Annotated in this window: 10 protein-coding genes; all 10 read left to right on the plus strand. The window is 70.8% G+C overall.

What is annotated here, in order from left to right; genetic code table 11:
• Positions 1 to 89 precede the first annotated feature (89 nt).
• A complete protein-coding gene (locus ACIHFB_RS33610; protein ID WP_400128906.1) occupies positions 90 to 488 on the plus strand; it encodes a hypothetical protein in 399 nt (132 codons plus the stop codon).
• Positions 489 to 534: 46 nt separating this feature from the next.
• Positions 535 to 1,416 carry a TatD family hydrolase gene (locus tag ACIHFB_RS33615; RefSeq protein ID WP_365276352.1) on the plus strand — a complete coding sequence of 294 codons (882 nt, stop codon included), beginning with the start codon at positions 535 to 537 and terminating at the stop codon, positions 1,414 to 1,416.
• A 145-nt stretch (positions 1,417 to 1,561) separates the two neighbouring features.
• Entirely contained in the window at positions 1,562 to 3,043 is a 1,482-nt protein-coding gene (locus tag ACIHFB_RS33620) for a ubiquitin-like domain-containing protein (RefSeq protein ID WP_400128907.1), read from the plus strand.
• A gap of 142 nt (positions 3,044 to 3,185) precedes the next feature.
• Positions 3,186 to 4,076: a 16S rRNA (adenine(1518)-N(6)/adenine(1519)-N(6))-dimethyltransferase RsmA gene (gene rsmA / locus ACIHFB_RS33625; RefSeq protein ID WP_365276355.1), complete on the plus strand. Its 891-nt coding sequence runs from the start codon at positions 3,186 to 3,188 to the stop codon at positions 4,074 to 4,076.
• Positions 4,073 to 4,981 (plus strand): 4-(cytidine 5'-diphospho)-2-C-methyl-D-erythritol kinase, encoded by a 909-nt coding sequence (locus ACIHFB_RS33630; protein WP_365276358.1) that lies wholly within the window; start codon positions 4,073 to 4,075, stop codon positions 4,979 to 4,981. Before rsmA ends, ACIHFB_RS33630 begins: the two co-directional genes overlap by 4 nt.
• Positions 4,982 to 5,184: 203 nt before the next feature.
• Complete coding sequence (locus ACIHFB_RS33635) at positions 5,185 to 6,309, plus strand: peptidoglycan recognition family protein (RefSeq protein ID WP_365276360.1); 1,125 nt, start codon at positions 5,185 to 5,187, stop codon at positions 6,307 to 6,309.
• Between the two features lie 126 nt (positions 6,310 to 6,435).
• Positions 6,436 to 7,212, plus strand: coding sequence for an MHYT domain-containing protein (locus tag ACIHFB_RS33640; protein WP_365276363.1), 777 nt, complete (start codon positions 6,436 to 6,438; stop codon positions 7,210 to 7,212).
• Positions 7,213 to 7,331: 119 nt separating this feature from the next.
• A complete protein-coding gene (locus tag ACIHFB_RS33645; RefSeq protein WP_365276366.1) occupies positions 7,332 to 9,311 on the plus strand; it encodes a nitrate- and nitrite sensing domain-containing protein in 1,980 nt (659 codons plus the stop codon).
• Between the two features lie 362 nt (positions 9,312 to 9,673).
• A complete protein-coding gene (locus tag ACIHFB_RS33650) occupies positions 9,674 to 10,912 on the plus strand; it encodes an RNA-guided endonuclease InsQ/TnpB family protein (protein WP_400128908.1) in 1,239 nt (412 codons plus the stop codon).
• Between the two features lie 427 nt (positions 10,913 to 11,339).
• Positions 11,340 to 13,142 (plus strand): ABC-F family ATP-binding cassette domain-containing protein, encoded by a 1,803-nt coding sequence (locus ACIHFB_RS33655; protein WP_400128909.1) that lies wholly within the window; start codon positions 11,340 to 11,342, stop codon positions 13,140 to 13,142.
• Positions 13,143 to 13,180 lie beyond the last annotated feature (38 nt).

Raw genomic sequence — 13,180 nt, forward strand, 5'->3', positions numbered from 1 at the left:
GACAGGCCCCGAGCGTTCATGCCGGTGGAGGAGTCCACTGGTCGAAGGGACGCAATCCGTCCCCCGTCCAGCGGACCAGAGGAGCTGGCATGAGTGAGATCGCAGGGCAGTCCGGCCTCCGCAATGGTGCGACAGCCGTCGTGAACGAGTCGTATTCCTTCGCCTGCATGCGCTGCGGGCATGGCTGGGAGCAGTCGTACGAGATAGAGCACCACAAGGACGCCGAGGACCGTGAGTTCGTCCTGTACGTGGCCGACGGGCGGGTCGTGCCGTCGCCGCTGAGCCGGCCCACCTGTCAGAACTGCGACAACCATGTCGTACGGATCATGCGGGCGGGGCAGGTGTCGTCGGTGCGGGAGGCCGCGCATCGCCCGCGCCCGCTGCCCGGTCAGGCGGAGCCGGTCGACGTGCCGGAGCCCGCCGCCCGGGAACCCCACCACTGGCACCTCTCCGATCTGCTGCACGTGTTCCAGCGCAAAGCGAGCTGATCCGGTCGCCCGCTGAGGAGGCGTGCCCCTTTCGTAGGATCGGGGCATGCCTTCGAACACGTCCGACAAGAACGCCGCACCGCCGCTGCCCGAGCCGCTCCGGGTGCCCGTCGCGGACTCGCACACCCACCTCGACATGCAGTCCGGCACGGTCGAGGAGGGCCTGGCGAAGGCCGCGGCGGTCGGCGTGACCACGGTCGTGCAGGTCGGGTGCGACGTACGCGGCTCGCAGTGGGCGGCGGACACGGCGGCGGCGCACGACGCCGTGCACGCGGCCGTCGCCCTGCACCCCAACGAAGCCCCCCGTATCGTCCACGGCGACCCCGACGGATGGTCCCGGCAGGGGGCGCGCAAGCCGGGCGGCGACGCGGGGCTCGACGAGGCGCTCGCCGAGATCGACCGGCTGGCCGCGCTGCCCCACGTGAAGGCGGTCGGCGAGACGGGACTCGACTACTTCCGTACCGGGCCCGAGGGCAAGGCGGCACAGGAGCGGTCCTTCCGCGCGCATGTCGAGATGGCCAAGCGGCACGGCAAGGCGCTGGTCATCCACGACCGCGACGCCCATGCGGACGTGCTGCGCGTGCTGAAGGAGGAGGGCGCGCCCGAGCGGACGGTGTTCCACTGCTACTCGGGCGACGCGGAGATGGCGGAGATCTGCGCCCGCGCCGGCTACTACATGTCCTTCGCCGGGAACGTCACCTTCAAGAACGCCGGCAATCTCCGCGACGCCCTCGCCGTGGCCCCGCTGGAACTGGTCCTCGTGGAGACCGACGCGCCCTTCCTGACACCGGTGCCGTACCGCGGACGGCCCAACGCCCCTTATCTCATTCCGATCACGGTGCGTGCGATGGCCGCCGTGCGGGGGATCGACGAGGACGCGCTGGCGGCGGCCCTCGGCGCGAACACGGAACGTGCCTTCGGCTACTGACGCACAACCATCAGATAACGCCCACTCCGGCACATTTCCCACCCGTCGACCACTCTGCGTAATCGCGTCGCTTTGGTGAGTGACCATCGCTCCGCTAGGTTCTGGGCCCGATCCGGACCCCTCTGGCCTTCTGGAGCGTGTCGGCGTGAGCAACTCGCAGTACGCGCGCAATTCGCAGTACGCGCAGAACGTGCAGGACTCGCAGTACGCATGGGAGTCGCCGTACGGAGTGGACGTGCCGTACGAGGCGTACGGTCCGTACGCGTCCGGAGCGGGACCGTCGTACACGGCGTACGACGCGTCCGGCGGCGCCTTCGATCCGTACGGCGCCGAGACGTTGGGGTACGGGGTGCCGGGGGAGACCACCTGGGAGTACGGGGACACCTACGCGCCTGCCTACGAGATGCTCGACCCGGTGCTGCCGCGGCAGGCGGACAGCGCGGTCGACGACGAGGAGCCCGCTCCCGTCCCGCGCGCCGCGGGAAGCCGGCGGGCCACGCGTCGGCGCAAGCCGCGGTACACCGAGCGCGCGGACGGCTCCATGCGCCGGCTGCTGCCGCAGGCGCTGGTCGTCGCGTTCCTCGCGGGTGGCACCTCCGCGTTCGTCGCCAAGGACAAGGCGATCGAGCTGAGCGTCGACGGGCAGCCGCGCACGCTGCACACCTTCGCGGACGACGTGAGCGAACTCCTTGCCGAGGAGGGCGTGGAGATGGGGGCGCACGACGTGGTGGCGCCCGGCCCCGGCGCGGCCCTCGCCAGCGGTGACGAGGTCGCGGTGCAGTACGGACGGCCCCTGCGGCTCACCCTCGACGGTCAGCGGCGCGAGGTGGTGTGGACGACGGCCCGCACGGTGAAAGCGGCGCTCAAGCAGCTGGGGGTGCGGGCGGAGGGCGCGTACGTGTCCACCTCGCGCCTGCGGTCCATCGGGCGTGAGGGGCTCGCGCTGGATGTCCGCACCGAGCGTTCAGTGACGGTCATGGCGGACGGACGCGCACGGACCGTCCGTACGAACGCGGCGACCGTGGGCGAGGTCGTCGAGGAGGCCGGGGTCAGCCTGCGGGGGCAGGACACCACGTCCGTCGCGCCGGAGAGTTTCCCGCGGGACGGGCAGACCGTCTCCGTACTGCGGATCACCCGGACCAAGGAGGTGCGGGAGGAGCCGATTCCGGTCGAGGTGCGACGGGTCGAGGACCCCTCGCTGTTCGAGGGGACGGAGGTGGTCGACCGCGCGGGACAGGCGGGGCTGCGGCGGATCACGTTCATGCTGCGCACCGTCAACGGGGTCAAGCAGAAGCCGCGGCGGGTCAAGGACGAGGTGGTCCGGGAGCCGCGGGATCGGGTGGTGAAGGTGGGGACGAAGCCACTGCCCACGTCCGTGCAGGGGGCCGACGGCCTGAACTGGCAGGGCCTGGCGGCGTGCGAGTCCGGGGGACGGGCCGGCGCGGTCGACCCTTCGGGGACATACGGAGGCCTGTACCAGGTCGACACGCAGACATGGCGGAGCCTCGGAGGCAGCGGGCGCCCCCAGGACGCGTCGGCCTCGGAACAGACCCTGCGGGCCAAGAAGCTCTATGTGCGGCGGGGCGCCAGTCCGTGGCCTCATTGCGGGGCGCGGTTGCACGGGTGAGCGTTGGCTGTGCGCGTAGCGGCGTCGGTGCCGGCCGGGGGCGGGTCGCGCAGCCCGGCGCTGACGGGGTGCCGCCTGCGCCCACCCGTGCCGCCCCAGGCGGCACGACTGCCCGCAGCTTACGAGCCCGTACCCTTGTCCCGTGAGTAGCCCCACCCCCGACGCCCTGTTCGGGCCCGCCGACATCCGTGAGCTGGCGGCCGCCCTCGGTGTGCGTCCCACCAAGCAGCGCGGTCAGAACTTCGTGATCGACGCGAACACGGTCCGCCGGATCGTCCGTACCGCGGAGGTGCGGCCCGATGACGTGGTCGTCGAGGTGGGGCCGGGACTGGGTTCGCTCACCCTCGCTCTGCTGGAGGCCGCCGACCGGGTCACCGCCGTCGAGATCGACGACGTCCTCGCCTCCGCGCTGCCCGCCACGGTCGCCGCCCGGATGCCGGAGCGGGCCGAGCGGTTCGCGCTGGTGCACTCCGACGCGATGCAGGTGACCGAGTTGCCGGGGCCCGCGCCGACCGCGCTGGTGGCGAATCTGCCGTACAACGTGGCCGTGCCGGTGCTGCTGCACATGCTCCAGACCTTCCCCACCATCGAGCGCACGCTGGTGATGGTGCAGTCGGAGGTCGCCGACCGGCTGGCCGCCCCGCCCGGGTCGAAGGTGTACGGCGTGCCGTCCGTGAAGGCCAACTGGTATGCCGACGTGAAGCGGGCCGGCGCCATCGGGCGGAGCGTCTTCTGGCCCGCGCCCAACGTCGACAGCGGACTCGTGGCCCTCACCCGGCGGACCGAGCCGATCAAGACGACGGCCTCCAGACGCGAGGTGTTCGCCGTCGTCGACGCGGCCTTCGCCCAGCGGAGGAAGACGCTGCGGGCCGCGCTCGCCGGGTGGGCCGGGTCGGCGGCGGCCGCGGAGACGGCCCTCGTCGCCGCCGGTGTCTCACCGCAGGCGCGCGGCGAGTCGCTGACCGTCGAGGAGTTCGCCCGTATCGCCGAGAACGCCCGGCACGCCGACACCGAGGAGCCCGGTCAGCAGTGAGCGTCACGGTTCGCGTCCCCGCCAAGGTCAATGTCCAGCTCGCCGTGGGCGCCGCCCGGCCCGACGGATTCCACGATCTGGCCAACGTGTTTCTCGCGGTCGGCCTCTACGACGAGATCACCGTCACCGAGGCCGACGAACTCGGCGTGACCTGTGAGGGGCCGGACGCCGGCCAAGTCCCGCTGGACCGTACGAACTTGGCGGCGCGCGCGGCGGAAGCGCTGGCCGCACGCCACGGCCGTACGCCCGATGTGCACATCCACATCGTCAAGGACATCCCCGTGGCCGGCGGCATGGCGGGCGGAAGTGCCGACGGGGCCGGAGCGCTGCTCGCCTGTGACGCGCTGTGGGGCACGAACGCCTCGCGTGACGAACTCCTCGACATCTGCGCCGAGTTGGGCAGCGACGTGCCGTTCAGCCTGGTCGGCGGGGCCGCGCTCGGGACCGGGCGGGGCGAGAAGCTGACGGTGCTCGAGGTCGGCGGCACCTTCCACTGGGTGTTCGCGATGGCGGAGCGCGGGTTGTCGACGCCGGCCGTGTTCCGTGAGTTCGACCGGCTCGCCGAGGGCCTGGACGTCCCCGAGCCCGTGGCCTCGCAGGAACTCCTGGACGCAACTGCGAAGGGCGACCCCGACGCGCTCGCCGCCGCCGTCTCCAACGACCTTCAGCCCGCCGCCCTTTCGCTCTTCCCGGAGCTGGCCGACACCCTCGCCGCGGGCCGCGCCGGCGGTGCGCTGACGGCGCTGGTCTCCGGCTCCGGTCCGACGACGGCGTTCCTCGCCCGGGACCGGGCGTCGGCGTCGAAGATCGCGGAGGCACTCCTCGCGTCCGGCACCTGCCGGTCCGTACGGCAGGCCTCGGGACCGGCTCCGGGCGCCACGGTGCTCACGGGCCCGCCCGGCTGAGCCACGCCAACCGGTGCGCTGACCTGCCTACTTGCGAGTACCTCCACTTCACGCCACGCACACAGTGAATTCACCGTTCCTTGTACCGTGACGGTGCGGATGGGGCGGAAGTGACTAGTAAGGTCCTTTTATCTTTCAAGCACTCGCCGTTCGCTGAGTGCGTCCGGCGTGGTGCCCCCAGCGAAAAGATGGAAGGCACCCCCGTGTCAGCTCCCCCCTCTCCCAACCCGTCCCACCGCAGGAAGCGGTCCCTCTCCCGACGCGGCGTCATAGCCGCCGGCGGTGCGGTGGCCGCCGGAGCGGCCCTGACCCCGGTCGTCTTCGCGGCCGCCGACTCGGACTCCGGCACGCCGGACGCCGCGCCCGGCACCTCGGGGACCGAACCCCAGAAGTTCCCGGCCACGCGCACCGAGGCCGCGACCGGCACCGACGCGACCACCACCGCTTTCGCCATCTCGTACGTCGGGGTCCGCTGGACCGGCGCGGCGGACGGCGCCGGCATCCGGCTGGCGGACGGCAAGTGGCAGGAGCTGCGCGGCGGTTGCGCGACCGTCGAGAACGGCGGGACGGCGCTCGTGGCGGCGGGGGACGTCACGGCGTACGAGCTGAAGGCGCCGGACGGGGTGAGCGCGAGCGTCGTGCACTCACTGGCGATCGACACGACCGGCGGGGCCGGCAGGACCTTCCGGGTGCCGACCGAGCCGACCCGGGTGCGCGGTGTGCAGTACCTGTCGCGGCCCGCATGGGGCGCCGACGAGTCGAAGCGCTACAAGGACGGGAAGGTCAACTCGCCCGAGACGTACTACCCGTTGCAGACGATCACCGTCCACCACACGGACACCCCGAACGCCGACCCCGACCCGGCGGCGACCGTGCGCGGCATCTACGAGTTCCACGCGATCACCAACGACTGGGGCGACATCGGCTACCACTTCCTCATCGACGAGGCGGGCAATGTCTATGAGGGCCGCTACTCCGGCGACGACCTCATCCCGGCCTTCGACGCGAGCGGCAACCTCGTCACCGCCTTCCACACGGCGGGCTTCAACTCCGGCAACCTCGGCATCGCGCTCCTCGGCAATCTGGTCGACCAGCCGCCGACGGACGCGGCCAAGGCCTCGCTGATCCGCCTGATCAAGGTGATCACCCGCTTCAAGGGCCTGGACCCGCAGGCGCAGGTCACCTTCGTCAACCCGGTCAACGGCGTGACCAAGGACGTGAACACGATCAGCGGGCACCGTGACTGGCTGGAGACCGACTGTCCCGGCCAGACGATGTACGACCTCCTCGGCGAGGTCCGCGCGGCAGCCGCCGGCGTGCGTTCCTGACTCGATGCTCCGACGGCCGGCCTGCATGAATGCGCAGGCCGGCCGTCACCCACATCACCGCGGTTGACCGGCGGTATCCCCCTGTGCGCGGCCTGCCTGGCCGCGCCATGCCCGAGAGGACCCCACATGGGGCACATGGACCACTTCAGCGCCGGATGGGTCACCCCCGTCCTGTCCTATGTGATGGCCTGCGTCGGTTCGGCCCTCGGACTGCGCTGCACGGTGAGGGCGTTGGAGGCGGTCGGCTCCTCCAAGCGGAACTGGCTGCTGCTGGCCTCCCTCGCCATCGGCTCCGGGATCTGGACCATGCACTTCGTGGCCATGCTGGGCTTCAGCGTCGACGGCTCCCCCATCCGCTACGACGTCCCGCTCACCGCCCTCAGCCTGCTGATCGCCGTCGCGGTGGTCGCGGCCGGTGTCTTCACCGCCGGCTACGGACGCTCCCGGGTGACATCCGTCCTGCTCGGCGGCCTCGGCACCGGACTGGGCGTCGCCGCCATGCACTACACCGGCATGGCCGCCCTCAACCTGCACGGCGAGGTCGACTTCGACCCCACGCTCGTCATCGCCTCGGTCCTGATCGCCGTCGTCGCCGCGACCGCCGCGTTGACGCTGACGCTGGTCGTGCGCGGTCCTGTGCTGGCCACCGTTGCCGCGCTGGTCATGGGGCTCGCGGTGAGCAGCATGCACTACACCGCGATGTACGCCGTGAGCATCTCGCTCAAGCCGAGCAGTGCGGCGCTGCCCGGTGCGACTGCCACGGAGTTCATCTTCCCGCTCGCCGTGGTGCTGGGGTCGTTCCTGTTCCTGGCCGCCGCGTATGTCGCTCTGTCTCCGACCGGCAAGCGGCATGAGTCTGCCGCGGAGTTGCTGCGCGAGGTGGAACTCAGCACCGCTGCGTAGCGCTTCGCGATTGGTCGTCGTTTGGCTGCGGGCCCGTTGTGGCTGGTCGCGCAGTTCCCCGCGCCCCTTTGGGGCGCCTGTCGTCCCCCGGTTTTGTCAGTTCCCTAACGAGGCTCCCCATGCGCGTCCCCCGACCCACCGACCGGCTGCGTCCCAGATCCGTCCGGGCCAGAATCATCGCCCTGCTTCTGTTGCCCATCGTGTCGTTGATGGCGTTGTGGGGCTTTGCCGCCGTGACCACTGCGTCCAGCATCGGCGCCACCGAGCGTGCCAAGGACGTCAACTCCGAACTGCTGGCGCCTGTGAGCGACTTCGTCACCGTGCTCCAGGCGGAGCGGACCGCCGTACTGCGCAACGCGGCCGCGCCGGACGCGTATGCGACCGCCCGCAAGGCCACCGACGAGACCGCTGCGGCGTTGCTGGACGGCATCAACGTCTCCAGCACCGATGCGGCCCTCCTCGACGCGAGTCTGCCGGGGCGTATCGACCGGTTGGAGAGCGATGCCGGTGGTCTCGCGGCGCTGCGTACCGAGGCGACCGCGAAGGGGACCAAGTCCTCGGCGACGTACACGAACTACACGACGGTCATCGAGCACGGCTTCGCGGTGATGGGTGCGCTCACCGACGACGACGGCACGGACGCCGCGTCCGAGGCGCGTGTGGTGCTCGAACTCGCCCGTGCGCGTGAGGCGGTCGCGCGCCAGCAGGCGCTGCTGGGCGCCGGTGCCGCGAGCGGGGCGCTGACGCAGGAGCAGTACGCGCAGTTCGTCGGCGCCGTCGCCACCCAGCGCGAGCTGCTCCAGCCGGCGGTGGACGATCTGAAGTCCGCGCACCGGGCGGCCTATGAGGACGTCCTGGACGGCGACGCGTACGCGCGCGTGCAGGCCATCGAGAACCGGGTCAGCAGTGCCGGACCCGGCGCGTCGGCCGTGTCGGCGGGTTTCCTCCAGGGCTGGGACACGGCCGTGTCCGATGTGCTCAAGGGCCTGACGGCGGCCGAGACCGAGGCGGGTACGGGCGCCACCGCCCAGGCCGACCCCTTCGGCTGGGACACGCTCGGCGCCTCCGGCATCGCCGTCGTCCTCGGTCTGGTCGGTGTGCTGCTGTCGCTGCTGGTCTCCGTACTCGTCGGACGCGGCCTCATCGTCGAGCTCCTCGACCTGCGCAACGACGCCCTGGAGGTGGCCGGCCGCCGGCTGCCCCAGGCCATGCGCAGGCTGCACGCCGGACAGGGCGTCGACATCGACGCCGAAGCCCCCATGCGACGCCTGGTCGGCGATGAACTCGCCCAGGTCGGCACGGCCTTGACCGCCGTGCAGCGGGCCGCCCTCAAGGCCGCCTCCGAGCGCGCCGAACTGCTCAGCGGGATCTCCGGGGTGTACGTCAGCCTCGCCCGCCGCAGCCAGGTGCTGCTCCACCGCCAACTCGACCTGCTCGCCGCGATGGAGCGGCGCCAGCAGGATCCGGTCGAGCGGGACGACCTCTACCGCGTCGACTACCTCGCCACCCGGATGCGCCGCCACTCCGAGAGCCTGCTGATCCTCTCCGGCATCGCGCCGGGCCGCGGCTGGCGCGACCCGATCCCGCTCTCCGACGTGCTGCGCGCCGCCGTCGCCGAGATCGAGAGCGCCTCGCGGGTGCAGATCTGGGCGGTTCCCCGGGTGTCCCTGGCCGGCGGCTCCGTCGCCGACGTCATCCATCTGCTCGCCGAACTCGTCGAGAACGCGACCGCCTTCTCGCCGCCCAGCACCCAGGTGCAGCTGCGTGCCGCGCGTATCCGGGACGGCGTGCTGATCGAGGTCGAGGACAGCGGCTTCGGCATGAACGAGGACGCCCTCGCCGAGGCCAACCGCAAGATCGAGTCCGAGAGGGTCGACCTCCTCGACGCCAAGCAGATCGGCCTGTTCGTGGTCAACCGGCTGCGTGAGCGGCAGGGTCTCGGCGTGGAGCTGCGCACCTCGCCGAACGGGGGCGTCACGGCCGCGGTCCACATACCCGAGTCACTGATACGCGACGACATGCCGGTGGGCGAGCAGGCGGCGCAGGGGCGTGGACTGGCCCCCGCGTCGGCGCTGATTCCGCAGCAGCGGCAGCAGTAGGCCTCGGCCAGGGGGCGGCGGAAGCGCCCCGGGGGGACGAACCCCGGGGCGCAGCTTGCCGGTTGCTCAGGGAACTCCTAGAAGGTCAGCTTCCAGCTGTTGATGTAGCCGGTGTCCGCGCTGTAGACGTCCTGGATCTCAACTGCCAGGTTCCGTTGACCGTCGTCTCGCTGGACGCGTCGACCGTGTATGTGGCGTCGACGTTGTCCGTGGTGTCGCTGCTGAGGACTTGGCCGCGGAGCGGCCGGGTGTCGTCCCCGGCGAGGCCGGGGGTGTGGCCGGACAGGGGCGGGTTCACCCGGTCGGGTGACGGAGGGGGAACGCGCGGCGGGGGGTCGTACGTGTGTGTACGTTGGGTGATCGTGAAGCTGACAGTGCAGGTGAGACTGCTGCCGACGCCCATACAGGCGGTGGCGCTGGAGGCGACCCTGCACGCCTGCAACGAGGCGGCCACCTGGGCCAGCGAGGTGGCCTTCGAGAAGGACGTGAAGAACAACTTCGTGCTGCGCAGGCTCACCTATGAGGCGGTGAAGGCGCGGTGGAACCTGGGGGCGCAGGCCGCCCAGCACGTCGTGAAGAAGACCTGCGACGCGTATGCCACGCTGAAGGCGAATCTGAAGGCCGGGAACCTCGGAAAGCCCGGCTCGAATCGGTACCGGCGGGCTACCGAGAGGCCGATCGCCTTCCGTGCGCAGGGCGCGCAGCCCTACGACGACCGGATGCTGTCCTGGCAGATCACCGAACGCCGGGTGTCGATCTGGACGACGGCGGGGCGCGTCAAGAACGTGGCCTTCACCGCGAGCCCCGAGCAGCTGGCCACCCTCACGCAGTACCGCAAGGGCGAGTCCGACCTGCTGGAGCGGGACGGCATGTGGTTCCTCAATGCCACCTGCGAGATCCCCGAAGCCGAGCCGAACACCGATCCGGTGGACTTCCTCGGCCTCGACCTGGGCATCGTCAACATCGCCACCACCTCGGACGGCGAGATCATGGCCGGACGGGAACTCAACCGTATCCGGGCCCGGGAGCGCGGCCTGCGCACCAAGCTGCAACGCAAGAACACCCCGTCCGCCAAGCGCCGGTTGAAGAAGAGGCGGCGTAAGGAGGCCCGGCGGGCCAGAGACATCAACCACAAGATCGCGAAGCATGTGGTGGCCGAGGCAGAACGCACCGGTCGTGGGATCGCCCTGGAGGACCTGACGGGCATCCGCGAGCGGGTACGGCTTCGCAAGCCCCAACGGGCCACCCACTCCAGCTGGAGCTTTGCCCAGCTGGGGCAGTTCATCGCGTACAAGGCCCGCAAGGCGGGGGTGGCGGTGGTGCACGTCGATCCGGCGTATACCTCCCGCACCTGCGCCGAATGCGGCCACATCGACAGGGCGAACCGGGTCTCCCAGGCCTGGTTCGCTTGCCGGAACTGCGGATTTGTTGATCATGCAGACCGGAACGGCTCCCGCAACATCCGCGCTCGTGCGTGGGAGTTGTGGCGACGCGGGGCCCCGTCAACGGCCCCCGCCCCACCACCGCGCAAGCGTGGCGGGGCCGGACGCAATCGCAGCATCACTGCCAGTGATGCCCGTTGTGCAAGCCCGGCGTTTTAGCGCCGGGTAGTTGACGGTGACGATGTAGCTGCCCTTGACGGCGCCCTCGGCGTCGGCGCCGACGATCACGCCTTCGGCGGGGGCGGCCGCGACCGCGGGGGCGGCGGTCGCGACACCCACGGCGAGTACGGCGGTGGCGGCGAGCAGCGCGGCGAGGGCACCTGGTCTGCGGCGACCTGGGGAGTGCGGACCGGACATGGGGGAGGTTCCCCTCTCGTGAAACGTGCACGGGATGTGGGGCGTGGGGGGTGGCGGTCCTGCGTGGCTACGGTGGCGGCCTTGTCGAGGTCACGTCAATTAGGGGAATCCCTACGTCCGGGTAGGGGTGAGTGACCGTCCGCTTGCCCGGGCTGCGTGAACCGCCGGACGGATCAAGTGGCGCGGCGACTACCCTGGAGGGTCGATCGATCCCCGTGTCAGGAGAGAAATGGCCGTCAACCTGGTCAATGTCGAGAACGTCAGCAAGGTGTACGGCACCCGTGCCCTGCTCGACGGCATCTCCCTCGGCGTCTCCGAGGGAGATCGCATCGGCGTCGTGGGCCGCAACGGCGACGGCAAGACCACCCTCATCCGGATGCTCGCCAAGCTGGAGGAGGCCGACACCGGACGGGTCACCCACTCCGGCGGCCTGCGCCTGGGCGTGCTCACCCAGCACGACTCCCTCGACCCCACCGCCACCGTCCGCCACGAGGTCATCCGAGATCTGGCCGACCACGAGTGGGCGGGCAACGCCAAGATCAGGGACGTACTCACCGGACTCTTCGGCGGCCTCGACCTGCCCGGCTTCCCGCAGGGACTCGACACCGTCATCGGCCCCCTCTCCGGCGGTGAGCGCCGCCGTATCGCGCTGGCCAAGCTGCTCATCGACGAGCCGGACCTGATCGTCCTCGACGAGCCGACCAACCACCTCGACGTCGAGGGCATCTCCTGGCTCGCGAACCACCTGCGCGAGCGCCGCTCGGCGCTCGTCTGCGTCACCCACGACCGCTGGTTCCTCGACCAGGTCTGCACCCGCATGTGGGACGTGCAGAAGGGCGACGTCTACGAGTACGAGGGCGGCTACTCCGACTACGTCTTCGCCCGCGCCGAGCGCGAGCGCATCGCCGCCACCGAGGAGACCAAGCGGCAGAACCTGGTCCGCAAGGAGCTGGCCTGGCTGCGGCGCGGCGCCCCCGCCCGTACGTCCAAGCCCCGCTTCCGCGTCGAGGCCGCCAACGAGCTGATCGCGGATGTACCGCCGCCCCGGGACAGCTCCGAGCTGATGAAGTTCGCGTCCTCGCGGCTCGGCAAGACCGTCTTCGACCTCGAGGACGTCACCGTCCAGGCCGGACCCAAGGTGCTGCTCAAGCATGTGACCTGGCAGCTCGGCCCCGGCGACCGCATCGGCCTGGTCGGTGTGAACGGCGCCGGCAAGACCTCCCTGCTGCGCGCCATGGCCGAGGCCGCCCGCAGCGAGGGCGAGACACAGCCGGCCGGCGGGCGGGTCGCCGTGGGAAAGACCGTCAAGCTGGCCTATCTCTCACAGGAGGTCGGCGAACTCGACCCGAACCTGCGGGTGCTGGAGGCCGTGCAGCAGGTGCGTGAGCGCGTCGACCTCGGCAAGGGACGCGAGATGACCGCCGGACAGCTGTGCGAGACGTTCGGCTTCAACAAGGACAAGCAGTGGACGCCGGTCGGTGATCTGTCCGGCGGTGAGCGGCGCCGGCTCCAGATCCTCCGGCTCCTCATGGACGAGCCGAACGTCCTCTTCCTCGACGAGCCCACCAACGACCTCGACATCGAGACCCTGACCCAGCTGGAGGACGTCCTCGACAGCTGGCCCGGCTCGATGATCGTCATCTCCCACGACCGGTTCTTCGTCGAGCGGACGACGGACCGTGTCTTCGCCCTGCTCGGCGACGCCACCCTGCGGATGCTGCCGCGCGGCATCGACGAGTACCTGGAGCGGCGCAGGCGCATGGAGGAGGCGGTGGCGGCCGCGTCGCCGGTCGCGGCCAAGCCCGCCGCCGAGAAGAGCGCCGCCGACCAGCGCGTCGCCAAGAAGGAGCTCCAGAAGATCGAGCGGCAGCTCGACAAGATCTCCGAGAAGGAGACCAAGCTGCACGCCCGGATCGCCGACAACGCCACCGACTTCGCGAAGGTGGCCGAACTGGACGCCGAGCTGCGCCAGTTGGCCGGCGAACGTGACGAACTGGAGCTGCGCTGGCTGGAACTCGCCGAGGACGCGTAACGACGGCATCACGGGCCGGTCCTCCCTTTGGGAACAGG

Source organism: Streptomyces sp. NPDC051963 (assembly GCF_044593495.1).
GTDB lineage: Bacteria > Actinomycetota > Actinomycetes > Streptomycetales > Streptomycetaceae > Streptomyces.